The organism is Verrucosispora sioxanthis (genome assembly GCF_010560025.1).
Classification (GTDB): Bacteria; Actinomycetota; Actinomycetes; order Mycobacteriales; family Micromonosporaceae; genus Micromonospora; species Micromonospora palythoicola.
In genome coordinates this window covers 316,507-341,688 of record NZ_SAIY01000002.1, presented here as the reverse complement: position 1 = coordinate 341,688, position 25,182 = coordinate 316,507, and the positions used below count along the sequence as shown (strand labels likewise).

The following is a 25,182-nucleotide window of genomic DNA, read 5'->3' as shown; positions in this document are numbered from 1 at the left end:
ACAGACCGATGGGTTGCTCACCAACGACACCCACTCATGCCGTGGTGGTGCGCGCGAGCGGCGAGCAGGAGTCGACCCCGCGTACGCTGCCGTGGTGCAGATCGACTTGGTTGCCCTGATTGTCGATGACTACGACTCGGCGATCGCGTTCTTCAGCGACGTACTCGGCTTCGACCTCGTCGAGGACTCCCCATCGCTGACCAATGACGGGCGACCCAAGCGGTAGGTCGTCGTGCGGCCCCCGGGTGCCCAGACCGGGATTCCGCTCGCGCGCGCCGACGGAGAACACCAGCGTGCCGCTGTCGGTAACCAGGTAGCCGGCCGGGTCGGGTTCTTCTTCCGTGTCGACGACTTCGACGCCGCTTACCGACGGATGACCGGGGCCGGTGTCACCTTCGTCCGGGAACCACGGACCGAGCCCTATGGCCGGGTCGCGGTCTTCCTCGACATCGCCGGCAACCGGTGGGACCTCCTCGGCGCCACCTGACATCACCGCACTTGCCAGCCAAACCGCCAAGATCACACATCCTGATCTGCCGCGTACCGCGTGTCACGCAACGTCACAGTCGGCCGATCACGACGATGCTCGGTAGCCGATGAGCGGGCGGATCGAGGTGCCGGTCGCATGAGTCGTGACAGCATCGGGAGCGTGGTCGAGGCTTACGACTGCAAGCATTTCTCCATCGGCCTACCGGCGGCAGACGAGGACCAGTCCCTGACCGCCTTGTTCAGGCATGTGGCGAGCACGCTGGCTCAAGACGAGCCCATCAGCATGGACGATGTACTCGCAATCGGCTTCGAGACCGAGTTGGGCGACGATGCCAAGTACCGAGGGTTCTTCACCATCGTCTTCCGCCGCGACGATGCGTCTCCGTCTCCCTGACATGCCGCTCCGAGTGTGGTGGCCGGCGGACGGGGCGATCGGGTCGGTCAGCTCACGCGGGGCCGTCGAGATAGCCGACGTCGGTAGAACCCGACGCGACACGGACGCGATACCCCCAGTGCCGCAAGACCTGGGCGATCTTCGCGGCGCCGGTCGGGTTGGCCGAGTGGACGTTGATGACGCCGACGTCAAAGGGACGGTTGTCGAAGGCGGCCCGCTCCAGGACCTCCACGACCGGCCAGATCGTGTCGTCCCCACCGAGATCGTGGTCCAGCCACAGCTCGTCCAAGCGCCGGTCCCGGTACCGATTGAGAAGTTCAACCCCGGCGGCGCTGGTACGGGCCACCTGGGCACCACGGCCATCCACGAACGAACGAAGGTCATCGACCAGGACAATCGTTCGGCGGGCATCCACGCGACGATGATGCCTGACAGCATCGTGATGCGACATCCGGATTTGCCGCACCGGGCGCGTGGGTAGCCGCGCTACCCATCGCAGACGGTAGCGCTGGCCTTGACCGTCGCTGTTGCCTCCGCACCTCGATCCCGATCAGGTCCCAGTTCGCCGCCGCCGGGGCGGTTTTCGGGTGAGATCCGTGGCAGGGTAGGGCCGTATGCGACGTTTTCGATCCTGGGACGGTACGGAACTGGCGTACCGGCTGGTTGGTTCCGGGCCGCCCTTGGTGTGCATCCCCGGTGGTCCCGGTCAGGCCGTCGAGTACCTTGGTGAGTTGGGCGGTCTCAGCGATCATCGGACGTTGGTCCTTCTGGACAATCGCGGCACGGGCGCGTCGTCGGTCCCCGAGGATCCCGAGACGTACCGGGTCGACCGGCTCGTCCAGGACGTTGAGGCCCTGCGCGACCACCTTCAGCTGGACCGCTTCGACCTGTTCGGGCATTCGGCCAGTGGTGGGATCTGCCTGGGGTACGCGGTCGAGTACCCGCACCGCCTCGATCACGTTGTGCTGGTAGCTCCGTCGCTGCGGGTCGTCGGCATTCCATCCGACCGTGGTGTGGACGAGGTGTTGGCCCGGCGGGTGCACGAGCCCTGGTACGCCGAAGCGGTCGCCGCGCTGCATGCCGTGGCCGCGTCACCGCAGGAGCTGGAGCGGTACCGGTGGCTGTCGACGCCGCTACTGTACGGGCGCTGGAATGCTGCGGCCCACGCACAGGCGCGCGCCGAACCCGCGCAGTTCGCCCAGCCGGCCACGGACGGCTTCTACGCCAACTTCGAACCGGACCCCGCGATACCGAAGAGGCTTGCGGCGCTCGAAGTGCCGGTGCTGCTGGTCGCCGGTGAGTACGACATCTGGCCAACCTGCCGGGCCGTCCGCGAGTTGGCTGCCGGTATCCCCCATGCCGAGGTGGCGGAACTGCCGCGTATCGGGCACTTTCCCTGGGTGGACGACCCGAGCATGTTCGCAGCCACCGTGGAAGGGTTCCTCGCGGGCCACCCGGCGCCACCCACCCCCTGAGGTGGCCCGGGTGCCGTGACGCGATCAGGCTGGTGATGGCGTACGTGGCGGAAGACCAGCGCCCCGACAGTCGGGTTGACTCGGCGGCGGATCCGCACGGCTTGCGCCGGTTGCGGAAAGGCTTCAGCAAGGTGACGGAGTTGCTTGATCACCTGCACGCTCATGCCGCGATCTGATCGCTACGCCGAGTTATCTGGCTCAGAGCGTGTTTGAGATGGGGTTGTCAGGTCCGGTTGAAGGTGCGGCGGGCTTGTCGTTGTGCCGGTTGGCCGCGGGTGATGCGGCGGGTCATGCCGGCGATGGCGGCCCAGCGGATGAGGGCTGCGGAGACGGCGGGGTGGCGTTCGTAGTCGCGGGCCAGGCGGCGGCAGGCGTTGAGCCAGGCCAGGGTGCGTTCGGCGACCCAGCGGCGAGGGTGCACGGCGAAGCCGCGTTGGTCGGCGGGTTTGCGGACGATCTCCAGGGTGGTGCGCAGGGTGTCGCGGGTCCAGTCGACCAGCCGTCCGGTGAAGCCCTGGTCGGCGTAGACATGCCGGATCGGGGTGAGCATGTAGGCGCTGAGCAGGGCGGTCTTCGCGCCGTCGCGGTCCTGCCAACTCGCCGCGAGGACAGTGACGGCGACCAGCAGGCCGAGGGTGTCGGTGACGATGAACCGCTTACGGCCGTTGACCTTCTTCCCGGCGTCGTAGCCCCGACTGTCCCGACCGACGGTGTCGGCGCCCTTCACACTCTGGGAGTCGATGACCCCCGCCGACGGCTCCGGCTGACGGCCCTGCTGCACCCGCGCCCTGACCCGCAGCGTAGCCAGGAGCTTCTCCGTCACGCTGGTCTCTTCCCACCGGGTGAAGTACCAGTACACCGTCTGCCACGGCGGCAGATCCGCCGGCAGGTACCGCCACGGACACCCCGACCGCACCACGTACAGGATGGCGTTGACGATCTCCCGCCGTAGGTGCTTCTCCCGCCGGCCATCCGTGTTCGGCTCCGGCAACAGCGGCTCAACCAGCGACCACTGGGCATCAGTCAGATCGGAGGGGTAGCCACGGCGCGCAGACACCGCGTCACCCTGCCCGCCCCAACGGTGCATGTCACGCCGCCACACCGTCCACAACAGACCTTCTCAAACACGGGGCTGTCTCGCTAACGGCTGTGTCTCACATTCGGTGGTGACTGAGGGTGGTCGATGTCGTTGAGGTCATGTGTGCAAGATCGTTGATCTTACGAAGATGGTGTTCTCGGGGCTGTCCCCGTTGGTGATCGATGAGGTCATGGACGAGGGCGAGCGGATCCTGGTGCGGGCTCGGACGCCTGCAGGGACGGCGGCCTGTCCGGGCTGTGAGGCGGTGACGGGTCGGGTGCACGGGTATCACCAGCGGACTCTGGCGGATGTGCCGGTCGATGCCCGGCCGGTAGTGGTGCGGGTACGCGTACGCCGTCTGGTGTGCCCGACGCAGGGCTGCCGTCGCACGTTCCGCGAACAGCTTCCGGGTGTTCTGGAGCGTTACCAGCGTCGCACGTCCCGGTTGATCTCCCAGGTCGCTGCGGTGGTGCGCCATCTGGCTGGCCGGGGCGGTGCTCGCCTGTTGTCGGTCCTGGCGATGGTCGTCATGTCCCGTCACACCACCCTGCGGGCGCTGCTACGCGTTCCGCTGCCCGAACGGCGGGTTCCCCGCGTGCTCGGGGTCGACGACTTCGCGTTGTGCCGCCGTCGCCGTTACGCCACCGTCCTGATCGACGCGGTCACCCGTGAACGCATCGAGGTGCTGCCCGACCGCAAGGCCCACACGTTGGAGAAGTGGCTGTGTGAGCATCCCGGTGTCGAGGTGGTGTGCCGGGACTCCTCGGGCGCATACGAAAGGACTGGCTTCTCGCTCGTCAATCCGCAGGTAGGCCGAGCGTCTACCCGCTCAGCCCACCTCGGGTGCCGATCTACCTTGCCGAGCCAGGTTCCGAGCCTGCGGTAGCAGCCTCTCCCGTCGGCGCGCTGCCATCGACCCCCGGGTGGGTCGACCTACACGAACCCGACGAGCCGCTCGATCACCGGGAGCATTCGCGGAGCCGGTCTTGCGGACCAGCATGTACCCGTACGGGGGCTCTGCCTCTTCCGGTGGGGCGCTGCCCTGGAAAACAGGGCGAAACCGGCGGCGGTCAAGCGGTCCTCCATCTCCCGGGCCGAGAGCCAGTACCGATCGACGTCGATGCCAAGACTGCCGAGGCGGCTACCGGGCAGGGCCCCGGCAGAGTCGTCATGTGATGCCGAGTAGTGCCAGTACGCGGCTACGACCAGCAGCGGTAGCCGGATGGCGGCGCTTGGACCACCGATGGACGCGCGTCCGGCGCGACTTCCGATAACAGTTTGGTCACGTCCGTCCACGCGGGCGGCGGTCACTCTCTGCTGTGTTCCCTGCACATCCAGCGTTTACCTCTACACAGGCTCATATCGACTATCGTTTTTCATCCGTACGAAACTGCTAGCATCGGCGAACAATTAGAGCATCGATGTCGATGCTGAGGTCAGTCGAAAGGTGGATATGACTACTGCAACAGTACGAGCGAAAAGGCGGATTGCGGGTGCCCTGACCGCCCTAACTACGGCAGCCCTTCTCATTGTTAGTCCAGCCAGTCCGGCGAGCAGCGCAGAGCCCGCTTCTTCTGACGTGCCGAAGGGCTGGATCCTGGTAGAGCAGCAGGACGGTGGCCGGGTCCTGAAAAGTGACCCCAACTTCCGTAATAGCCACGAGCGGTTAATGAAAATGCCGGAGCGCAGAGATATGCGCGTGGCAGACATTTGTACGTACGACTGCGAACTCTGGGACCACAGGTTTCGAGACATCGACCCACCCGGCATTGCACGCGGATCCATCCAGGTGAGCTCCCAATCCTGGGCCTACATCGGCAGGTTTGTCGGATCCGGCGCCCCCTGCAAGGTCGAATACAACTCGAACACGTCGATGGCAAGCTATTACGACGATTACTCAATCTATGGAGACCCGGATTCCGTCACCCACACCGATATCTGGAAAACCGACTATCTAGGTTTCGGAATGTCCATTAGCTATCCGCCCGCAGGTTCCGTTTCGCCGAACTCCGGCACCCTTGAATGGAGCACTACTGTAAATGGAACCTGGCAGACCTTCCATGACTGGGACCGCGTAATAATGGATGCAGGTTGCGGGGTTAGCAGGCTCACGGGCGTCAACTTTGGGACGACGGGTTCGTTTCAGTGGGGCAGTCAGTTCTATGCAATATCTAGCAACTCTGGTCATTTCGTCCCCTAATTGAACGCTGGTTGGGGGCGGCGAAAGCGGTTGCCCCCAACCAGGCCGTCCAGCTAAAAATACCGGCAGGTGGACAGGATCGTGGTCCCGAACAGGAAGCCCCAACATGTACTTGTGTTCTTGTTGTGCACACTTTTAATGTTATGCGGCTGCACGTCTTCTACTGTAGAGGACTCGGGTGAGGGTATCCCCAAGCCGGAGTCGCCGATACTAAGCGATGACAGCCTGAGAGCAATACTGTTAGATTCGTGGGTGTCAGACGGCCAGTCGGGATACTTCATTGATGGTGCATGGGACGAGGCGTCCAGCCCATTTTCGATTTACGATACGTGGTGGAACATCGTAGAGTTGGAGCGTCGGGGCGGTAGCCTCTCGTCGCTGCAAGCAGGTAGCGTTGAGCGCTGGATCGTATCTGCGGCCGCTGGCCAAAAGAGAGCAAGCGAGCTCCCGCCGATTGCGCAAATATCTTACGCTGTGAAGATATCAGAAAAGATTGGCATTGAGATTGATCCGGTTCGAATCGAACAGGGGCTCCGTTCGCTCTACCGAGACGGGATGTACGCTGCAAGCAAAGACTCTGAAGCCAATTGGGGGAGCACATCACTTGCAGTGGAGGTGCTAGCCACAGTCGATCTTCCGGTGCCTCCAAGCGTCGTCGATAATATTCGTATGGTAATTGAGCAGCCCGTTGTGGACCGGAAGTCTGCCGTCAGCGTATTGCTTCCCGCTCTTGAGGCAGCGGTAGCCTTAGGGCCGGACATGTTGTCGGCGAGGATTGAAGAGGAGCGACTTTCGCAGATCGATGGCGTTCTTGGGCGGCACAGAGACCCCGCCTGGCTGGGCGCGAAAGCAGCCCTCAGTCGAATAGCAAAGAACCTTCATGGCGAGATTCGTCCCTTATCAGACGAAGATTGCACGGAGATCATAAATCCTGCTGGATTCGTCCAGTTCGAGCCTGGTCGGCCCTCAGATGCACAGCTGAACTTCTACGCTGCATCGCTCGGATGCAAGGTTAAGGGTGCTTCGACTCCACCACATTCTCCTGCTGGTTGGCCGAGCCCGACAGCTGTAGCTACTTCAATTCGAGCCACAATTGCCGGCCTGCGCCTCGCCGAAATGCTTGATCTCCCACTAGAAGGCTATCAGCGACTCGTCTCGAAGACATTCGACACCGAATGGCTACCGGCCTACCAAGCCCAGCCTAGGGAGCCTTCGTTCACATCTTCGCTCGCGGAAATGCGTTTACGTCTGCTGCTGTCGATCGTCGGCCACGGACGGCAGGCACTCATAGAAGCAGCCGTAGAAGGCCCTCCCTCGAGCTACAACGACGATGTGAGCAGGCTTGTGTTGGGACTGTCCAAGATGCACAGAAGCGAAGAGCCCGGGTTTCCCCTGGCCGAACCTGAGTCTGACGCTGAGCCGTCTTCGATATTCGGTGCGGCAATCGAGGAGATTCGCTTCCGAGCGGGCCTCAGTGAGGATTCGCATACGGTCGCATTGGAGGCGATAGAACGACTGCGCCTCCCTGACGGCACCTACCGGATGGGGCTCGGAGCGGAGTCAGCTGAAGCGTCTATGACGGCGAGCGCCCTGGCTCTATGGATTTCGGGAGTAAAGTGGGATCCTGAGACATGGGCGACGTTAGGCTTCTGCTCTCCGGCGGGCTGCCGTGAACTGTCGCTGGATACAAAGGCAGAGAAGAAATTGTCGCTGACGGTTCTGGCACTTTACCGATCGTGCCAGGTCCCCGGTTGTGGCGGGTTCTTCCCGCTCGTTATATAGGATGAGAGGACGTGTGAAAAGCCTCCATTTTTCGCATAACTCCAGGGAAGCACGGGTTGCGGCGATCATGACGGTGATCGCCGTTTGGTCCATGCTTTTGATGTCGGCCTGCGCCAAACGGCCGCCGTCTCCAGCCTGGATGGCACCTGCTGGTTACACCCAAGTGTCGCATGATCGCACGGCTACGGCAGACAACTTCCTCTGGATCGACGGACGCGCTGGATCGGGCTGCTGGCTTGTCGAGGCAAGGGAACTCGGTGGATCGGAAACTTTAGGTTCCGTCTCTGCGTGCTCATCAAAGAAAACTACATCTGCGGCATTAATCCTGGAATCGATCGTTGGTGTTGTCGCGGAAGATGCTGCTACATCGGTGTTAATGACACCTTCCGATGGCGGGAAGCCAGTAACAGCTGATGTTCACGATCAGGTCTTCCTAGCGCCGAAAGGTGCGATTGGCAAAGGCGACCGCCTGATTATCAATATAATGGGCTCTCAACTCGAGACGATAGCAAGCGTGGAGGTGAAAGTTACATGATGTTCTTCTTCGCTACAGATCTTAAAGGGCTAGGTTCAGCTGGGGCGAACGGCCAGGCCAGGGTCGGCCGGGGAGACGCTCGAGTGAGCGGGGACACTCCATCAAACCCGGGGCTTGACAGTCATTCAGTTCTCCTCCGTCGATGAACCTGGCTGGACCAGCCGGAGCCCTAATAGCAGCGCTCGAATCGCATCAAACCATCAGCCGTCCGTGATCCCAGCCCCTCGCCAGGGCCTCGATCTGTCGCAGGGCTTCACGCCCAAGCTGAACCCAGAGATTATCCCGGCAGGCGGCTCGAACCACGGCAGGCTAAGAGCGTGTTTGAGAAGGTCTGTTGTGGATGGTGTGGCGGCGTGACATCTGCTGTCGGGGTGGGCAGGGTGGGGCGGTGGTTGCACGTCGTGGTTACCCCTCGGACCTGACTGATGCCCAGTGGGCGTTGATCGAGCCGTTGTTGCCGGAGCCGAACACGGACGGTCGGCGGGAGAAGCATCCGCGGCGGGAGATCGTGAACGCGATCTTGTATGTGGTGCGGTCGGGGTGTCCGTGGCGCTATCTGCCGGCGGATCTGCCGCCGTGGCAGACGGTGTATTGGTAGTTCACCCGGTGGGAAGAAGCCGGCGTGACGGACAAGCTCCTGGCCGCACTGTGGGTCAAGGTGCGGGTGCAGCAAGGTCGTCAGCCGGACCCGTCGGCGGGGATCATCGACTCCCAGACGGTGAAGGGCGCGGACACCGTCGGTCGGGACAGTCGGGGCTACGACGCCGGGAAGAAGGTCAACGGCCGTAAGCGGTTCATCGTCACCGACACCCTGGGCCTGCTGGTCACCGTGACCGTCCTCGCCGCGTCGTGGCAGGACCGCGATGGCGCCAAGACCGCCCTGCTGGGCGCGTACATGATCAGCCCGATCCGGCATGTCTACGCCGACCAGGGCTTCGCCGGACGCCTGGTCGACTGGACCCGCGACACCCTGCGCACCACCATCGAGATCGTCCGTAAACCCGCTGACCAGCGCGGCTTCGCCGCCCACCCGCGTCGGTGGGTGGTCGAGCGGACCCTGGCCTGGCTCACCGCCTGCCGCCGCCTGGCCCGCGACTACGAACGCCACCCCACCGCCTCCGAAGCCATCATCCGCTGGGCCGCCATCGCCGCAATGAGCCGCCGCATCACCCGCGGCCAACCCGCCCGCCGGCAACCCCGCCGCACCTTCACCTGAACCTGATCAACCCCATCTCAAACACGCTCTCACTGAGCCCTTTTCATCCTGCGTAGCGGTTGGCGTCGACGTGGTGGAGAACGAGGATGGCCTGCACGATCGTGGTCGCTCGTCGTGGGCAGCAACGCAGCTTGGCCAGGACCTTCCAGGTCTTAAGCGTGGCGATCGCCCGTTCGCCGCGGGCGCGGATCTTCGCGTGGGCGCGGTTCACGGCCTTCTGCCGGCGTGACAGCTTGGGCCGGAAGCGGCGCCGCTTGAACGGCGTGTGCACGCTCCCGCCGGCTCCCTGATAGCCCTTGTCCGCGAAGGTCATCACATCAGAGCTGGTCAGCGCCTCGATGATGCCGTGGGTCCGGGCTGCGGTCAGGTCGTGGAACGAGCCGGGTAGTGCCGGCGAAGCCCAGACGAGGCGGCCAGCCGCGTCGGTGATGACCTGCACGTTCACGCCGTGGCGCTTATGTTTTCCGGAGTAGTACGGCCTCTGGTCGGCAACCCGGTCGATCGGAATCAGGGTGCCGTCCAGGATCGCGTACGCCAGCCGGCGGATCCGGTCCATGGCGGTGGCCAGGTCATCGGCGGTCGACGCGAGCAGGGCTACAGCTTCCTGCACGTACCGCCATGCGGTACTCACGCCGACGGCGAACCCGGCAGCCAGGCGGGTGTAGGTATCACCGTTGCGCAGGTGAGCCAGAGCGAGCAGTGCTTGCCGTCCCGCGTCGAGGCGTCGCCACCTGGATCGACGCTGGTTGCGGTGGCTGCGGATACGGTCAGCGAGGTGGTTCAGCGTCCGGCTGGACAACGAGATCGTGGACGGGTAAGACAGCACAGGCGAGGCTCCCGTGTTGGGGCATCGGGTTTTGGTCGATTTGCTGTCTTACCTGGAGCCTCGCCCTCATCGATCACCGGGCTACGCACACCGTCCCTGACCTGCAAGATCAGGTTGGAAAACGCTCACTGGTGAAGCGATGGGCGCCGACGGCGACGACGAGCGGCACGTCGTGCCGGTCGGCCAGCGCGGCGTACTTGCTCACCTTCTCCTCGACGGCGCGAGCAAGGCGGCTTGTGTCGACAGGCCCGGCGACGCCGCTGGGCGCCGCGAACTGGGCATAGAGGCCCTTCGCCGACGCGAGCGGACCGAACCTGTTGGCCATCACAAGAAAGGTGTAGCCGTGCGAGTGGATCCGGGCGATGCCCGGCGAGCCGAGAAGCCTTGAGCGCAGTTCACGAGCGATCTTCTTCGCAGTTCCGGAGTCGGGTGGCCGCAGCGCCACGTGGCGGCTTCCCTGCAGGATCAGAACTACCCCGACCGGGATCTCCGCGATGTGGCGCTCGAGCGCCTGCCACCCCCGGATGCGGCCGAACGTCTCCTTCGTCGGTTGGTCGGTGTGCACCTCGAGCAGGAACGCCACCTGGCCGTCGGGGGTGAGAGCGGTCCAGTCAGGAGTGAGTCCGTCGTGGTCCTGCTCGTAGACCGCGACGTAGCCGCCGGCCCGGATCGCGGCGCCGGCGGCGAGTTCGAAGGTGACCGGCCAGAAGTGTTCGTCCAGCCACAGGCGTCGGGCCAGCGCGTCGCCCTGCGCTGGCGGCAACGGGGCGAACTGTTCGTCATACCAGGTGCGCCAGTGGGCGAAGGCCGGGTCGACGGCGATGTCATAGGTCAACTGCCGCTGCTCCCGCCGGCGCTCGCCATGGGCGGCCTCGTGCGCGGCGACGAAGTCTGCTCCGAACCGGCCCTTCTTCACGGGTCAATTGTTGCTGGTGCAGGCAATCGCATTTGTGCCGTAGGGGGCCGACCGGGCTGAGTGAAACCCGGTAGTGGGTCCGGGTTAAGCGGTCGGATACTGGTCGCATGTTGTCGCAGCCGTTTCCCGCCGGGCTTGGCCCGGAGGACTTCTTGCGGCACATGGCGTCCCTGCGTGCTGAGATGCCGGCACGGGTACGTCACCAGCACGTCGTGTCGCAGGTGGTGTTGCGGCGCTTCGGCACCGCCGATCGCAACAACGGCTGCGAGCTGCGGGCGGTGGCTCTGGAGTTCGGCCGCTCAAAGCCCCGAGGCGTCAAGGGCTGCGGCGCGATCGATGACTTCGTTCCGACCGCGTCAGCGTCCGCCGAGCGACTCTGGCAGCAGGTCGAGAACCGGCTCGGCGACGCGATCGATGCGGCAGAGGCCGGGACGGTGTTCGGCAGCGCCGAGCACATGGACGTGATCAGGGACGCTGTCGCGTTGCACTTCATGCGCAGCGTGCACCTGCTGCTGGCGCACTACCGCGCCGCCGCGCAGGTATGGGATCTGCTGCGTCGGTCTGTTGTCACTCGTGCGGGTGATCTTCTCCGAGCGCATTTCTTGGACGTCACAGGTGTCCACGCTGCTGGCCCGTGGGCGCTGGGAGCCGCATTCGACGACCTCGCCCGGCAGCGGATCGACGAACTGCTCGACGGACTGAGCTTCCGTTCCCGGGTCGAGCAGAACGTCGCTCGGATGAGCGACTGGCTCACCACCGCGTCGCTGCAGCTGCTCTGGGCGCCGTCGCCGTTGTACATCAGTGATGCCCCCGTGGTCCTCGCGGCGGCTGGCCGCACCCGCCATGGGCTGGCCGGCGGCCTTGGCCTTGGCGGCACCGAAGAGATCCTCATGCCGTTGACGTCACGACTGGCGGTGCGGCTGTCCGCCGACGGCGCTGGATACGCCAACATCGACGACGCCGAGGTCGACCAGCTCAACGTGCTGCAGCTGGCGAACGCCTACCGGTATCTGTACGCAGCGCCGTCGGAGCCTGTGGACGCGTTCGTCGCTGCCAACCGCACGGCATGGACGCGACCGCCGCAGATCGACACTGCTAAGGACACGGTGCGACAACTGCTTCGCACCCTGCCCCGACTGTCCCGAATGGGACCGTAGGCTGCCGGCAGACATGGCGCATCGCCGCCTCCGACGGAGGCACGCCCGCCAGCCCAACCCGGCTGCGCCACCGGTGTAGCTGCACTGTCGGGGCCGACCACGCGGATTGTCGAAGGCGACCGCCGGCGCCCAATCGCCCTCGCCTGAGGGCTCGTAGACACGACATCGTGAAGGAGTCACGTGATGGGGTTCGGTGCCCAGGACGGCAGCGACGCGGGTGCGTTGTCGCCGAGGCAAGCCCGGATCGTCGCACAGCTCGCCCGCCTGGTGAGCCGCGGCGCGGCGGACTTCTTCCAGGACGCGTGCCGGATGTTGACCGAGACGCCGCCGCATCCCAGCGGCACGCACCTGATCAGCCACGCCCTGCGGGAAGTCGACAGCGCATTGCGGTACGTCCTGGAGGCGCACGCGGCACCGGAGAAGGCCGGCACCGTGGAGCCTGGCGAGTGCGAGGCATGCGGGCACGAAACAGGCGGGCATCTGCGCAGCGTCATGGCCGCGTGTCAGGCGCTCGAGCTACCCGAGGACCATCCGGTCGCGGTGTTCTGGCGGGAGCAGACCGTACGGTCGTCGTCGAACCTTGCCGGTCGCGCGCATCGGCATGCCCTCGAACGGCCACGCCCGGTCGACCGGGAGTTCTTGGCGTTCTTCACCCGGATGGAGGACTTGCTCGATGTGGCGCTGGAGCGGTTCGAGTCCCGCTACGCCGGCGTCTTCGACCGCCTCGACACGCTCCTGGCCGCTGGGCCGAGTGGCAAACGGGCCAAAGAACTTCGGCAGCGGTTCCCGGCCAACCCGGTCACCCGCGGACGGTTCTTCGGCCGGGCGTCGGCCGGGTGGGTGCACCCGCTGACGAAGAACGGCTTCTTCACGCACCCGCCGATGCCGCGCCACGACCCGAGCGACAACTCGTTGGACGTGCCTGCCTGGCCGGAGTCGGAGTACCTGGCCCGGGTCGCAGCCGAGGTGCCTGACGCGGTCGTCGCGGCGGTCCTGGGAATGGAGCCGACCCAGAACAGCCGTGTGCTGTGGGATCTGACCCGGCTCGCCCTGGCGCTCCCGCCAGACCACGCGGTACGGATCGCGCCCGTGCTGGTGGACGCCATTCCAGGCCCGTACGGGGTCATCGCCGCCGACGAGATCGGTGACCTCGCGGTGCATCTGGCTGAGGGCGGGCACCCGGACGCTGCGATCGACCTGCTCCGCGCCGTGCTGTCGGAGATCCCTGGCCGGGACGCGGCCGGTGTGCGCAGCTTCGACTACGTCAGGGTGCTGCGGGAGTCGGTGCCCGCTGTGGCCCGGGTGGTTGGCGGACCGGCGGTGGACCTGCTCATCGACCGGCTCGTCAGCGCCGCATCCGCCGACCCCCCGACCCGCTCCCAGCTGTGGCGTCCGGCGATCGAGCCCGATCCCGACCGGCGCCGGGACACCGACGTGCGCAACGCGCTCGTCGACGTCCTGCTCGAGGTCGGCACCGCACTGCACGACGCCGGAATCCACTCGGTACGGCGCACCGTCGCTTCCCTCGCCGCCGACACCCCCGACATTCTGCCCCGGATCCGGCTGCACCTGCTGCGGCAGCGGGGCAAGGACGTGCCTGACCTGCTCGGAGCTGAGCTGCGGGACCTGGCAACCCGGGTTGACGATGCCGTCGACCGGGAGTATCTGCTCCTGGCCGAGGCGGGGTACGAGTGGCTGCCGTCGTCGGAGGTCGCAGATCTGATCGACCTGTTCGACCAGGACCCGGACACGACCGCCTGGCAAAAGCGCCTCGCCCGCAACGCCGACGACGGTGTGCCAGCCGAGGACTTGCTGCGCGGCCGGATCGGCCGGTGGCGACGCGACCGGTACGCCGCACTCGCGGCACGGCTGGACGACGACCGTCGCGACCGGTACGAGGCGCTCGTCGCCGAGTACGGCCCTGCCCCGGACCGGTCGATGCCGCCGCCGGCAGCGTTCGCCGTCTGGGCCGGCGAGGACATCGAGGCTCCCGACCTGCATGCGCTCACGGCCGTCGCGGCGGCGCAGGTGCTGCGCGACTGGCAGCCGCCGCAGGACTGGCGGGAACTGGACCGCGCCTCGATTCGACCGGCGCTCACGGCCGCCGCGCAGGCCGAGGCGGCCCGCTGGAGCGCCGACTGCGGCGCGTTCATCGGGCTGCCGCCCGAGTTCGTCACGGCGATCCTCAGCGGTTTCTGGCAAGGGGTCTCAGCCGGCGTGGAGCTCGACTGGGCCGCCCTGGCGACGTTCCTGACCTGGGTTGACGCGCAGGCCGCCGCTGAACTCGCCGCCGGTACAACCCGACGCCAGGAACGGCTGTGGCGTACCGCCCGGTACGCCACGATGCGGCTGTGCACCGTCTACCCGGACGCCGACCCAGACCGCATCCCCGCCAGCGTCGAACCGGCTCTGTGGTCGATCATCACCGCGGCGTGCACCGATCCGGACCCGCGCCCCGCCGATGGCCGGGACGATGCCGACGACGGATACGCCGACCCGGCGTCTCTGGATGCGGTGCGGCCGGAGGCGCTGCGGGCGGCGATCCTCTACGGGCTCCGCGCGCAACGTCGTTCCGGAGGCAGCGATGTTCCTGAGGTGATGGAGGTCCTCGACGAGCACGTCAGCCTCGCCAACGATTCGGCGCTGGCGGTCCGTGCCATGTTCGGGCAGCGGCTGCAGGCACTGCTGCGCCTGAACCCCGACTGGACCGCCACCCACCTCGACAGCATCCTGCCCACCGGCGCCGAGCACCGCACGGTATGGCGGGCGGCCTGGCACGGACATCTCAGCAACAATGTACTGACGGACGCCGCCTGGGTCCTGCTGCGACCGCACTATCATCGCGCGGTCGATCTCCTCGATCCGGCGACGACCGGCGAGTGGGCCCTGCTGCGGGCCAAGCAACTTGCGATGCATCTGGGAAACCGGTATTGGTTCGGGCAGCTCAGCCTCGAGGACCCCGACCGGCTCCTCCGCCGCTTCTACGAAAGGGTACCGGCCGCCGCGGCCGGCACGATCATCGAAGTCGCCGGGCGGAGCTTCCGTCCGGACGAGCCCGTCGATCCGCAGCACGGCGAGCGGCTCGCCCAGCTGTGGCAGTACCGCATCGACGCAGTCCGTGCCGGCGGTGACCCGGCGGAACTGGACGGCTTCGATGCCTGGTTCGTCAATGGCCCGTTCGACGAGGCGTGGTCCCTGGAGCAGCTCGACGATGCGCTGGCAATCGTTTCGGACCTTGACCTCGGCGTGCATGTACTGCGGCGGCTGCGCACTCTCGCCGCGGGCCATCCGCACGCCTGTCTGCGAGTGCTGAAGCACCTCGCCGGAAACCGCGTGCGTCGTTGGGAGGTCGCTCGTCACGCCGCGCTCATCCGCGACATCATCGGCACGGCGGCCACCGAACCCGGCGTTGCCGGCGAAGCTCGGCAGCTCGTCAGCGCCTTCGCCGTTGACGGCTTCGACTTCCGGGACGCACTCCACGGCACCATCCGATTCGGGTCACCGCCGCCCGAGGACCCGTCGACAGACGATCCGCCAGCGACCCAACCCTGACCGGCGCACCACGACTCGACGTGGGAGCATCCAGCGTCGGGACGAACTACACAGCCGCCCTACACGGAAAGGATCAGATGGGATGGCCGTTGTCGTCGAACCCGTCCTCACCGAGGAGAAGCTCCGCTCGCTGCTTCACACCGGCGGCGAGCAGACCGAACTGGACTTCAAACGGTCGTCCGACCTGTCCCTTACCTACGACGTGGTCGCGCTGGTTAAAGACGTCGCCGCGATGCTCAGCAACGAGTTCGGCGGCTACATCATCATCGGCGCGGCCGACGATGGCACACCCGTGCCGGATCTCACCGCCCGCCACCTCGAACTGTTCGACGAGTCGCGGCTGCGCTCCAAGCTCGTCAAGTACCTGCCGGAGCCGTTCAAGTTCGGCGTTGCACGGCACACCATCGACGGCTGTCCGCTGGTACTGATCTACATCGCCGCCAGCCCGCGCGGCTTCCACGTCTTCACCCGAAACGGCGAATACGAGATCGACGGCCCGCAGGCCAAGGGAGGCAAACGCAAAGGCTTCGAGTTCCGCCGCGGCGAAGTGTTCGTCCGCCGTGGCACCTCCAGCGTGGTATGGGAACCCGCGGACCGCGAGCGCCTCGTGGCCGCCATCGTCGAGCGGCACAAGGAGCAGTGGCGGTCGGAATACCGCGACGAACTTGCGGCGATGATCAACCTGCGGCTCGCCGCGCACAACCTGCAACAGCTTCCCGCCGCTGCCATGACGTGGCGACTGGACGCCGACGCCTTCGACGAACTCACCCTCGAACTGATTCGGCGGGGCGACCACATCCCGCTCCGCCGTGCACTGCTGCAAGCCACCACCGACGCCGCTCACATCGAGGCGTCGGAACCGAACGAACTGGACACCCTGCTGCACCGCATCACCAGCGTCGCGGCCCTAGCACTGATCTACCAGCAGCACGCATGGTTCATCGAGGCGCTGCAGACACTCGTTCGGATCTTCCAGCAACCCGGACAGCCAGGGCAGCCGCTCGCCGCGATTCAACGCCGACTCCTGATCGCGACTCACGCCTACGCGATCGGCGCGCTGGCCGTCCGAGCCCGGAACTGGGCCGCCGTTCGGCACGTCGCCGATCGGCAAGTCCGGGGCCTGGAGTTCGACTACTACAAGAACTGGCTACGGCACGGGATCGTCAACGCCGCCCGGGCCGAGCTGCTCGACGACTCGAACGCGGACGTCATCGGCCGGGCCCACAACATCATCCGCAACGTAGCGGCCTTGCACGCCGACATCCCCACTGACATAGGAGAGGTCCTCGACAGCCTCTGCCAGTTCGACGCGCTGACCGGCATCGTTTTTCTGGCCGACCCCACCGGCTCGGGCAGCCCCAGCTATGCGCCGAACTTCGCGCGCTACAACCACCACCGCACCGAACCCATCTTCGTCGAGCTGGTCACCAACCCAACGTTGCGCGAAGCCCTTGCCGGCAGTGACGATGGCGGGATCGCACGCGCGATGATGGAAATCGACGCCATGGCGCGGCGGGCGGGCTTCCGCTACGACGGCTGGGAAGGCTTCGACTACACCAGCAACCAGGCGGTGGCGGCGTACCTCAAACGCCACGGCCCCGCCGACGCGCCGAAGGCAGACGGCACCGCACACCTCCGATAGGGACCACACGCAATCGTGGCTACGGATCAGATGCTTCACAAGGTCGCTCCAGGGTGCTTCGCTCATGTCGCTCCGGTCGTCCCGGGGTAGCGCTTCAACGCGCCCTGCTCGCGACCGCGTCGCGGGTGGCGAGGTTTCAACGAGGATCCCGATCAGGCGTGGGGTGCGAGGTGAGGGTCCGGCGATAAGTCTTATCGATCTTGCTGATGTGTACGCCGTGTGCTCTCCAGCGGAGGTCACCGCGTGCCAATCCGTGCTACTTCAGGCCAATCAAGGTCAACGATCATGGTGGCTAGGCCTGTCCGGTGTGGTCGGCGTGTGGTCGTCGGTCGGGGCGGCTGGCTGGGTCAACGCAGGTCAACGTGGGTCACTCCCTGCCAACGCGGGCCGACCCGCAGGTCGTTACACTGGCCACTCGCGCCCTCGTAGCTCAGGGGATAGAGCATCGGTTTCCTAAACCGTGTGTCGCAGGTTCGAATCCTGCCGGGGGCACCAACGCGAGTGCCCTGAACAGCAGAAGCACGCCGTATGCCACGAGCCCACGTCTGGTGGAGATCTGTCGTCAGCGGAGCGTGAGCCGTAGATCGACGTCGTCCCAGCCGTCCGAGACACACCAGCCTCGCAACTGGCGGCGGTGCGTCCGGGTGTGCTCGACAGCCTCCGCATAGAGCTGCTCGTGATTGGTCGGGATCCCGGCCCGGGCCAGTCCTTCCAGGCTTGGTGCGTCCACCGGTTCGTCGGTCGCCACGATGAACGAACCGTCCAGGATGCGTACCAGTTGCTCAAGTGCGCAAGACAACGGTTCCACCGCACCGATGTCCGGCCGGTGGCGGGGGTCGACACCGGCGCGCATCAACAGCAACGCCCCGTCGAGCACCGTCACCGCCGCGGAAGCTGACTTGCCGCTGCTGTCGGCATGGAAGAAGTGCAGCACCGGGAAGGCCAGATGCCGTTCACCGAGCCGGACGAGTTCCGGGGTGAGGCTGGTGAGGTGCTGGGCGAACATGGGGGCGAACTTCCCGTCGGCCCAGCCCCGGCGGACGATGTCGGCCGGATCGGCGCCCAGGGCGGTGACATGACCGGCGATCGTGCGCTTGTCGACCACGGCGGACACCACCTGCATGAGATAGGTGATGCCCAGGGTGACCAGGAACAGGCCGGTGAGCACGGCGCCGTTCGTGGCAAGCTGTGCCGTCGTGGTCCCCGGCGTGTGGTCGCCGACGCCGAGGGTGAATATCGAGAATCCGGTGTAGTAGACCCTGGACCAGATGTCGGCCGGACGGCCGAACTGGTCGAGCACCGCGTCCGGGGTGGCGCAGAAGACCAGAAGCCAGCCGAGCCACAGGCCGGTGACCCAGGCCCCGAAGGTGGTCGCCAGGACGGCGGTGCCCGACCAGCGCAGGACCCGATGCCGGCGAGGGCCGCGGCCGGCGAGCCGACGGATCAGCCGCCAAATGCCCTGCGACACGTGTCGAGTGAGCCAACCGGCCCCGCTTGCCAGCGACAGCGTGGTCACCGCCGCGTCCAGTAGGACCGCCCCCACCACCAGAAGACCCGCCGACACCCACAACACAGCCAACGCCTTACCCGCCCCATCACAACCTGCACATCAACCCGACGGGCATTCCGTCGGCACCAACCTCAGGCATGGCAGCGGCCCGCGCAACTCGTCATCTCCTGCGTACGCCGCGGGCGCGAGGCCGTACACCCGACGGGCGTGATGCGTGGCCGGTTTCTTCCGGTCTCCTCCAGCAGGACGTGATCGGGGTTCGCCAGGCACTCACCCGTGAGGGTGACCGCATTCCCGTTGACCGGCGAGTTGCATCAGCTGGCCGGCAGTTGGGTGGCGGCCGTCACCACCTGGTCGATCAGGCCGTAGTCGCGGGCCTCCTCGGCGGTGAACCAGCGGTCCCGGTCCCAGTCCTGCTGGATCTCGGCCAGGGTCCGACCGCTGTGCTGGGCGATCAGTTCCTGCATGGTCCGCTTGACGTGCAGCATGTTCTCCGCCTGGATGGTGATGTCGGAGGCGGTGCCGCCCATGCCGCCGGAGGGCTGGTGCATCAGGATCCGGGTGTGCGGCAGTGCGTACCGCTTGCCGGCCGTACCGGCACAGAGGAGGAACTGGCCCATCGAGCCGGCCAGCCCCAGGGCCAGGGTCGCCACGTCGTTACGGACGAAGCGCATCGTGTCGTAGACCGCCATTCCGGCGCTCACCGAGCCGCCGGGCGAGTTGATGTAGAGGGTGATGTCCCGCTCCGGGTCCTCGGCGGCGAGCAGCAGGATCTGGGCGCAGATCCGGTTGGCGATCTCGTCGTTCACCTCGCTGCCCAGGAACACGATCCGTTCCCGCAGCAGCCGCTCGAACACCTGGTCGCCGAAGGTCCGCTGGCCGTCGTCGAGCATCGTGATCATGGTCAACCTCCACCCGCCGGCGGCGACGTCGAGCGCCCGGGGACCGGCTCCTTGAGCCTGCGGGACGCCGCCGGTGTCCGACCAGCGGTTCTGCCGGGGGCAGATCCGCCCACGGCAGAACGACGGGGACCAGCCGCCAGCTCAGGTCACTCCTCAGGGGTAACTTCCCCGTCAGCCAGACGTCAGCGCGACATGAAGATGTCGGTGGACATTGAGCCTGAGGAGACGACAACTCCTGGTGGCGTCACCCTCGGTGAGTACCGACGGTGGCGCGAACGGTGGCCGTCCGCCGGGCGGCTGGCCTATGTGCCCTGGATCGGTGCAGCGGGCGGCCGGACGATCGGCCGGGCGAGGTGCGGCGACGGAGCAGCGGTCCCCGGGCGACGAGGTGGACCGGACCGACCCGGTCGGCGAAGGCAACGACCCTGATGCCGCCGACCAGCCCATCACCGACCAGCCCATCACCGACCAGCCCATCACCGATCAGCCCACCGCCAGCCAGCCCGACGGTGCCGAGCGACCCGACCGAGGGGGCCCAGCCCGCGTGGGGGCCGTTGCCGTCAAGCCCTGCGGTCAGGTCCGAGCCGAAGCCGAAGCCGACGGCGTCGAGCCGGGCGACGGTCTGGGCGGATCCGTCCGTACCGTGGCCAGCGGTGGCGGTCGCCGGGTCGCCGCGCCGGGTGGCCGGGACACCACCGGTCCGGACATGAGCGGCCGGGCCGGTGGCAGGCAGCCGGCGTTCGACCCGCCGAAGCTCGTCGCGGACCTCCTCCAGCAGATCCGAGAGGTGCAGGCCGAGCGCTCGGCAGATCGCCGCGAGGACCTCGGAGGACGCCTCCTTGCGCCCACGCTCTACCTCGGACAGGTAGGGCACGGACACTCCGGCGGCCTGGGCGACCTCCCGCAGCGTGCGGCCCTGGTGCTGGCGCTCGCGGCGCAGTACCGCGCCGATCACCCGTCTCAGCAACGACATGCGGGCCTCACTTTCGCCGCTCCTGCGCTGACCGTCCCATCATGCCCGTCCGCCGCCCCGTTCGCCGTACCCTGCCGTTGAAACGCCACCCCGCCGTGCGGCTGCCGGATCAGCCGCTATGTTGTGGACGTGCAGGCGACCGAGGCGGGGCAGGTCCCCCGGTGATTCACTTTCCCGCGCAGCGGCGAGGCCCGCTCAGCGCGTTGAGCCTGCGGCTGGCCGCCGCCATCGGGTTGGTGCTCGCCGTGGTGGCGGTGGTCTACCTCGAACGCGAGCAGTACCGCGACAACAACGGGGACGGCCTGACGCTGCTGGACTGCTTCTACTACGCGGTGGTCTCCCTGTCGACCACCGGTTACGGCGACATCGTGCCGATGACCCAGCAGGCCCGACTGGTCAACATCGTGTTCGTCACCCCGGCCCGGGTGCTGTTCCTGATCATCCTGGTCGGTACCACCCTCGAGGTCCTGACCGAGCAGTACCGGACCGGCCGTCGCCTGCACCGGTGGGAGAGAAGAGTGAAGGACCACGTCATCATCTGCGGCTACGGCACCAAGGGGCGTAGCGCGATCTCGGCGTTGATGGAGAACGGGCTGGACAAGTCCCGGATCGTGGTGGTGGAACGCGCCGGTCCGGCGTTGCGTCAGGCCACCTCGAACGGGCTGGTCGCGATCGAGGGTTCGGCGACCCGATCCTCCGTGCTCAACCAGGCCCACGTGCGGACCGCAAAAGCAGTGATCATCGCGACCGACAGTGACGACGCGTCGGTGCTGGTGGCGTTGACCGTACGCCAGCTCACCGCGGGTCAGGTCCGGATCATCGCCGCGGCCCGGGAGGCGGAGAACGCGCCGCTGCTCAAACAGAGCGGCGCGCACCACGTGATCGTGTCCTCGGCGACCGCCGGTCGGCTGCTGGGCCTGTCGACGTCGGCGCCGCCGCTGATCGACGTGGTGGAGGATCTGCTCACTCCGGGTCAGGGCATGGCGCTGGCCATGCGTTCCGCCGAGCGCCACGAGGTGGGCAAGTCGCCCCGGGAGCTGGACACGCTGGTCATCGCGCTGGTCCGGCGGGGCAAGGTGGTGACCCTGGCGGATCGGGCGGGTGCGGTCATCGAGACCGGGGACATGCTGGTGCACGTACGCGACGACCGTCCCACCGCGAACACCCTGCCCTGAGCGACGGCCGGCAACCGCAGCGTCCGAAAGCCCGACCGGGCCGCCCCCAACGGGAACGGCCCGGTCTCGGCGGTCACGGTACGGGTCAGCCGACGATGGTCCAGGTGTCGCCGCTGCCCAACAGCCCGGCCAGTTGCTGCTCCGGGGTCTCGCTGACGGTGGCCCGGGCGTCGGCCAACTGCCCCTGCACCACGCTGTCGTACGACGGCCGGCGTACCGAGCGGAACACGCCGATCGGCGTGTTCCGCAGGTCGAAGCCGGGCAGCCGGGACAGCGCGAACGCGTACGCCGGGTCGGCGACCGTGGCGTCGTGCACGACGATCTCCTCCGCCGGGGTGGCGGCGGTCTCGCGCACCTCCAGGCCGAACCCACCCGGCGGGTGTACGACGCAGAACTGCCCGTCCTTGCCGAACGTGATCGGCTGGCCGTGCTCCAGCCGGATCAGGTAGTCGTCGCGGGTGCCCGGCTCCTTGAGCTGCTCGAACGCCCCGTCGTTGAAGATGTTGCAGTTCTGGTAGATCTCCACGAAGGCCGATCCGGAGTGTTCGGCGGCGGCGCGCAGCACCGATTGCAGGTGCTTGCGGTCGGAGTCGATGGTCCGGCCGACGAAGGTGGCCTCCGCGCCGAGCGCCAGCGACAGCGGGTTGAACGGTGCGTCCGCCGAACCGACCGGCGTCGACTTGGTGATCTTGCCGACCTCGGAGGTGGGGGAGTACTGGCCCTTGGTCAGCCCGTAGATCCGGTTGTTGAACAGCAGGATCTTGAGGTTGACGTTGCGGCGTAGCGCGTGGATCAGGTGGTTGCCGCCGATGGAGAGGGCGTCACCGTCACCGGTCACCACCCACACCGACAGGTCCGGTCGGGAGACCGACAGGCCGGTGGCGATCGCCGGAGCCCGCCCGTGGATCGAGTGCATCCCGTAGGTGTTCATGTAGTACGGGAAGCGCGACGAGCAGCCGATCCCGGAGACGAAGACGATGTTCTCCCGGGGGATGTTCAGCTCCGGCATGAACTGCTGGACGGCGGCGAGGATCGCGTAGTCGCCGCAACCGGGGCACCAGCGCACCTCCTGGTCGGACTTGAAGTCCTTGGCGGTGAGCTTGAGAGCGACGGGCTCAGACATTCTTCAGGACCTCTTCCAGCATCGTCTCCAGCTCGGCGGCGGTGAACGGCAGGCCGCGGACCTGGTTGTAGCCGATGGCGTCGACCAGGTAGCGACCCCGGATCACGTGCGCGAGCTGGCCGAGATTCATCTCGGGGATGACCACCCGCTCGTAGGAGCGCAGCACCGCACCGAGGTTGGCCGGCATCGGGGCCAGGTGCCGCAGGTGCGCCTGCGCGACCGGTAGGCCGCGCTGGCGCAGGGCGCGGCAGGCCGCACCGATCGGGCCGTACGTCGAGCCCCAGCCGAGCACCAGCACCCGGGCGTCGCCGTCCGGGTCCTCCACCTCGATGTCCGGCACCGGGATCGTCTCGATCCGGGCCGCCCGGGTCCGCACCATGTAGTCGTGGTTCGCCGGGTCGTACGAGATGTCGCCGGTCTTGTCGGCCTTCTCCAGCCCACCGATGCGGTGTTCGAGGCCCGGGGTGCCCGGCACGGCCCACGGCCGGGCGAGGGTCTGCGGGTCGCGCAGGTACGGCAGGAAGGTGGTTCCGTCCTCGCCATTGGGCGCGGTGGCGAACTCGACCCGCAGGTCCGGCAGCGACTCGACCTCGGGCAGCAGCCACGGCTCGGATCCGTTGGCGACGTAGTTGTCCGACAGCAGGATGACCGGGGTGCGGTAGGTGAGCGCGATCCGCGCCGCCTCCAGGGCCGCGTGGAAGCAGTCGGACGGCGACTTGGGCGCGATCACCGCCACCGGCGCCTCGCCGTGCCGGCCGAACAGTGCCATGTTCAGGTCGGCCTGTTCGGTCTTGGTCGGCATGCCGGTCGACGGCCCCGCCCGCTGCACGTCCACGATCACCAGCGGCAGCTCCAACGCCACCGCGAGGGAGATCGTCTCGCCCTTGAGCGCCACACCCGGGCCACTTGTGGTGGTCACTCCGAGCGCACCGCCGTAGGAGGCGCCCAGCGCCGCACCGATCGCGGCGATCTCGTCCTCGGCCTGCATCGTGGTGACGCCGAACCGCTTGTGCTTGCTCAGCTCGTGCAGGATGTCCGAGGCCGGTGTGATCGGGTACGCGCCCAGGAAGACCGGCAGGCCGGACCGGACGCCCGCGGCGACGAGGCCGAGCGACAGCGCGGCGTTGCCGGTGATGTTGCGGTAGGTGCCCGGCGGCATCTTGGCCGGCTTCACCTCGTAGCGGACGGCGAAGTCCTCGGTGGTCTCGCCGAAGTTCCAACCGGCCTTGAACGCGGCGACGTTCGCCGCGACCAGCTCGGGCCGCTTGGCGAACTTGCGCTCCAGGAACCGCAGGGTCGACTCGTAGGGCCGGGAGTACATCCAGCTGAGCAGGCCGAGGGCGAACATGTTCTTGGCTCGTTCGGCGTCCTTCTTGGACACGTCGAGCTCGGCCAGCGCCCCGATCGTCATCGACGTCAGCGCGACCGGATGCACCGCGTACCCGGCGAGGGTGTCGTCGTCGAGCGGACTGCTCGCGTAGCCGACCTTCGCCAGGTTGCGCTTGGTGAACTCGTCGGTGTTGACGATGATGTCGGCGCCCCGGGGCAGGTCGGTGAGATTCGCCTTGAGCGCCGCCGGGTTCATCGCGACGAGCACGTTCGGCGCGTCGCCGGGGGTGAGGATGTCGTAGTCGGCGAAGTGCACCTGGAAACTCGACACGCCCGGCAGGGTGCCGGCGGGAGCCCGGATCTCGGCGGGGAAGTTGGGCAGCGTGGAGATGTCGTTGCCCAGTTGCGCGGTCTCCGAGGTGAACCGGTCCCCGGTCAGCTGCATGCCGTCGCCGGAGTCGCCGGCGAACCGGATGACCACCCGTTCGAGTTGGCGGATCTGCTTGGTCACGGCCGCACCTCGCTTCGTCGCGCGCCGTGGCGCGGCCGGCTGAACTGGATGGTGACCTCGCCTTGCTCGGCCACGAGACCTCCTTGACGCGCCGCTGCACCGGCCGTCCGTGAACGTCCGGCCCGCCTGTCCTTCCTCACCGAGAGCCTACGTCGGATCGGGGGCGCGTCCGGCCCGGAGGTCCGCCGACTGGGACCGGAACGTCAGGGTTTATGTGGTCAGTTGCGGTGTTTCGCCGGGGCCGCCGTAATCCATATCACCGCCAAATCACCGCACATCCCACCCCCCTGATTACTGCACCCCCACCCCTGGTCACCGCACGTCCCACCCCTGCCGGTCGTACGTCCGGGCCGGCCGCCGGGCGCGGAACCAGATCCCGCTGTCCGGTTCCGGCACG

General features: G+C 67.0%; 19 protein-coding genes, 1 tRNA gene and 4 pseudogenes. 14 read left to right on the top strand and 10 right to left on the bottom strand.

Translation table 11 applies throughout. From position 1 onward, the window contains the following. Nucleotides 1–91: 91 nt before the first annotated feature. Both ENC19_RS06755 and ENC19_RS06750 read left to right on the top strand, forming a co-directional pair. Nucleotides 92–487: pseudogene (locus ENC19_RS06755) on the top strand (VOC family protein). Between the two features lie 138 nt (nucleotides 488–625). Then, entirely contained in the window at nucleotides 626–883 is a 258-nt protein-coding gene (locus ENC19_RS06750; protein ID WP_164446265.1) for a hypothetical protein, read from the top strand. Nucleotides 884–935: 52 nt separating this feature from the next. Here ENC19_RS06750 and ENC19_RS06745 read toward each other — a convergent pair whose 3' ends face one another. Continuing rightward, complete coding sequence (locus tag ENC19_RS06745) at nucleotides 936–1,298, bottom strand: cyclic-phosphate processing receiver domain-containing protein (protein WP_164446264.1); 363 nt, start codon at nucleotides 1,296–1,298, stop codon at nucleotides 936–938. Nucleotides 1,299–1,497: 199 nt separating this feature from the next. Between ENC19_RS06745 and ENC19_RS06740 the strand changes: the two genes are divergently transcribed. Then, nucleotides 1,498–2,358: an alpha/beta fold hydrolase gene (locus ENC19_RS06740; protein WP_164446263.1), complete on the top strand. Its 861-nt coding sequence runs from the start codon at nucleotides 1,498–1,500 to the stop codon at nucleotides 2,356–2,358. Nucleotides 2,359–2,393: 35 nt separating this feature from the next. Beyond that, on the top strand, nucleotides 2,394–2,534 hold the full coding sequence (locus tag ENC19_RS06735; protein ID WP_164446262.1) for a hypothetical protein: 141 nt from the start codon (nucleotides 2,394–2,396) through the stop codon (nucleotides 2,532–2,534). Between the two features lie 47 nt (nucleotides 2,535–2,581). On the opposite strand, the gene ENC19_RS06730 is transcribed toward ENC19_RS06735, so the two are convergent. Further along, entirely contained in the window at nucleotides 2,582–3,415 is an 834-nt protein-coding gene (locus ENC19_RS06730) for an IS5 family transposase (RefSeq protein ID WP_216592697.1), read from the bottom strand. A 169-nt stretch (nucleotides 3,416–3,584) separates the two neighbouring features. Here ENC19_RS06730 and ENC19_RS06725 point away from each other — a divergent pair. After that, nucleotides 3,585–4,211: pseudogene (locus ENC19_RS06725) on the top strand (transposase family protein); the annotation flags it as partial. A 192-nt stretch (nucleotides 4,212–4,403) separates the two neighbouring features. On the opposite strand, the pseudogene ENC19_RS29890 reads toward ENC19_RS06725, so the two are convergent. After that, nucleotides 4,404–4,585 (bottom strand): annotated as a pseudogene (locus ENC19_RS29890) (SAM-dependent methyltransferase); the annotation flags it as partial. Between the two features lie 430 nt (nucleotides 4,586–5,015). Here ENC19_RS29890 and ENC19_RS06715 point away from each other — a divergent pair. The 4 genes and pseudogenes from ENC19_RS06715 to ENC19_RS06700 all read left to right on the top strand — a co-directional run bounded on the left by ENC19_RS06715 (nucleotide 5,016) and on the right by ENC19_RS06700 (nucleotide 9,169). Continuing rightward, nucleotides 5,016–5,636, top strand: coding sequence for a hypothetical protein (locus ENC19_RS06715; RefSeq protein ID WP_164446261.1), 621 nt, complete (start codon nucleotides 5,016–5,018; stop codon nucleotides 5,634–5,636). Nucleotides 5,637–5,705: 69 nt separating this feature from the next. Then, a complete protein-coding gene (locus ENC19_RS06710) occupies nucleotides 5,706–7,418 on the top strand; it encodes a hypothetical protein (RefSeq protein WP_164446260.1) in 1,713 nt (570 codons plus the stop codon). Between the two features lie 13 nt (nucleotides 7,419–7,431). Next, the gene (locus tag ENC19_RS06705) at nucleotides 7,432–7,953 is read left to right on the top strand and encodes a hypothetical protein (RefSeq protein WP_164446259.1); all 522 of its coding nucleotides are present in this window, start codon (nucleotides 7,432–7,434) and stop codon (nucleotides 7,951–7,953) included. A gap of 340 nt (nucleotides 7,954–8,293) precedes the next feature. Beyond that, nucleotides 8,294–9,169 (top strand): annotated as a pseudogene (locus ENC19_RS06700) (IS5 family transposase). Between the two features lie 43 nt (nucleotides 9,170–9,212). Here the strand turns inward: ENC19_RS06700 and ENC19_RS06695 are convergent. Together ENC19_RS06695 and ENC19_RS06690 are read right to left on the bottom strand one after the other, a co-directional pair. Beyond that, on the bottom strand, nucleotides 9,213–9,995 hold the full coding sequence (locus ENC19_RS06695; protein ID WP_164446258.1) for a transposase family protein: 783 nt from the start codon (nucleotides 9,993–9,995) through the stop codon (nucleotides 9,213–9,215). 109 nt (nucleotides 9,996–10,104) lie between these two features. Then, the gene (locus tag ENC19_RS06690) at nucleotides 10,105–10,911 is read right to left on the bottom strand and encodes a hypothetical protein (RefSeq protein WP_164446257.1); all 807 of its coding nucleotides are present in this window, start codon (nucleotides 10,909–10,911) and stop codon (nucleotides 10,105–10,107) included. Nucleotides 10,912–11,018: 107 nt separating this feature from the next. Here ENC19_RS06690 and ENC19_RS06685 point away from each other — a divergent pair, with 107 nt between their 5' ends. From ENC19_RS06685 to ENC19_RS06670, 4 genes are all read left to right on the top strand, one after another. Next, a complete protein-coding gene (locus tag ENC19_RS06685) occupies nucleotides 11,019–12,068 on the top strand; it encodes a DUF4238 domain-containing protein (RefSeq protein WP_164446256.1) in 1,050 nt (349 codons plus the stop codon). Between the two features lie 183 nt (nucleotides 12,069–12,251). After that, nucleotides 12,252–15,620 carry a hypothetical protein gene (locus ENC19_RS06680; protein WP_164446255.1) on the top strand — a complete coding sequence of 1,123 codons (3,369 nt, stop codon included), beginning with the start codon at nucleotides 12,252–12,254 and terminating at the stop codon, nucleotides 15,618–15,620. An 82-nt stretch (nucleotides 15,621–15,702) separates the two neighbouring features. Further along, nucleotides 15,703–17,262 carry an AlbA family DNA-binding domain-containing protein gene (locus ENC19_RS06675; RefSeq protein ID WP_164446254.1) on the top strand — a complete coding sequence of 520 codons (1,560 nt, stop codon included), beginning with the start codon at nucleotides 15,703–15,705 and terminating at the stop codon, nucleotides 17,260–17,262. Nucleotides 17,263–17,681: 419 nt separating this feature from the next. Then, nucleotides 17,682–17,757, top strand: a tRNA-Arg gene (locus ENC19_RS06670). A 67-nt stretch (nucleotides 17,758–17,824) separates the two neighbouring features. Here the strand turns inward: ENC19_RS06670 and ENC19_RS06665 are convergent. The 3 genes from ENC19_RS06665 to ENC19_RS06655 form a co-directional block, all read right to left on the bottom strand. Further along, nucleotides 17,825–18,826, bottom strand: a complete 1,002-nt coding sequence (locus ENC19_RS06665; protein ID WP_164446253.1) for an ion channel — start codon at nucleotides 18,824–18,826, stop codon at nucleotides 17,825–17,827. Between the two features lie 260 nt (nucleotides 18,827–19,086). Next, the gene (locus tag ENC19_RS06660; protein ID WP_164446252.1) at nucleotides 19,087–19,674 is read right to left on the bottom strand and encodes a ClpP family protease; all 588 of its coding nucleotides are present in this window, start codon (nucleotides 19,672–19,674) and stop codon (nucleotides 19,087–19,089) included. Between the two features lie 244 nt (nucleotides 19,675–19,918). After that, complete coding sequence (locus ENC19_RS06655) at nucleotides 19,919–20,647, bottom strand: helix-turn-helix domain-containing protein (protein ID WP_164446251.1); 729 nt, start codon at nucleotides 20,645–20,647, stop codon at nucleotides 19,919–19,921. A gap of 161 nt (nucleotides 20,648–20,808) precedes the next feature. On the opposite strand from ENC19_RS06655, the gene ENC19_RS06650 reads away from it, so the two are divergent. Then, complete coding sequence (locus ENC19_RS06650; RefSeq protein WP_164446250.1) at nucleotides 20,809–21,822, top strand: potassium channel family protein; 1,014 nt, start codon at nucleotides 20,809–20,811, stop codon at nucleotides 21,820–21,822. Nucleotides 21,823–21,907: 85 nt separating this feature from the next. Here ENC19_RS06650 and ENC19_RS06645 read toward each other — a convergent pair whose 3' ends face one another. After that, nucleotides 21,908–22,945 carry a 2-oxoacid:ferredoxin oxidoreductase subunit beta gene (locus tag ENC19_RS06645; RefSeq protein WP_164446249.1) on the bottom strand — a complete coding sequence of 346 codons (1,038 nt, stop codon included), beginning with the start codon at nucleotides 22,943–22,945 and terminating at the stop codon, nucleotides 21,908–21,910. Next, nucleotides 22,938–24,785, bottom strand: a complete 1,848-nt coding sequence (locus tag ENC19_RS06640) for a 2-oxoacid:acceptor oxidoreductase subunit alpha (RefSeq protein WP_164446248.1) — start codon at nucleotides 24,783–24,785, stop codon at nucleotides 22,938–22,940. Before ENC19_RS06640 ends, ENC19_RS06645 begins: the two co-directional genes overlap by 8 nt. Nucleotides 24,786–25,182 lie beyond the last annotated feature (397 nt).

Bases quoted from the DNA above. Each gene is read 5' to 3' on its own strand.
- ENC19_RS06750 (WP_164446265.1), top strand. From the start codon at position 626: ATGAGTCGTGACAGCATCGGGAGCGTGGTCGAGGCTTACGACTGCAAG.
- ENC19_RS06740 (WP_164446263.1), top strand. From the start codon at position 1,498: ATGCGACGTTTTCGATCCTGGGACGGTACGGAACTGGCGTACCGGCTG.
- ENC19_RS06735 (WP_164446262.1), top strand. From the start codon at position 2,394: ATGGCGTACGTGGCGGAAGACCAGCGCCCCGACAGTCGGGTTGACTCG.
- ENC19_RS06685 (WP_164446256.1), top strand. From the start codon at position 11,019: ATGTTGTCGCAGCCGTTTCCCGCCGGGCTTGGCCCGGAGGACTTCTTG.
- ENC19_RS06680 (WP_164446255.1), top strand. From the start codon at position 12,252: ATGGGGTTCGGTGCCCAGGACGGCAGCGACGCGGGTGCGTTGTCGCCG.
- ENC19_RS06675 (WP_164446254.1), top strand. From the start codon at position 15,703: ATGGCCGTTGTCGTCGAACCCGTCCTCACCGAGGAGAAGCTCCGCTCG.
- ENC19_RS06660 (WP_164446252.1), bottom strand. From the start codon at position 19,674: ATGATCACGATGCTCGACGACGGCCAGCGGACCTTCGGCGACCAGGTG.
- ENC19_RS06655 (WP_164446251.1), bottom strand. From the start codon at position 20,647: ATGTCGTTGCTGAGACGGGTGATCGGCGCGGTACTGCGCCGCGAGCGC.
- ENC19_RS06645 (WP_164446249.1), bottom strand. From the start codon at position 22,945: ATGTCTGAGCCCGTCGCTCTCAAGCTCACCGCCAAGGACTTCAAGTCC.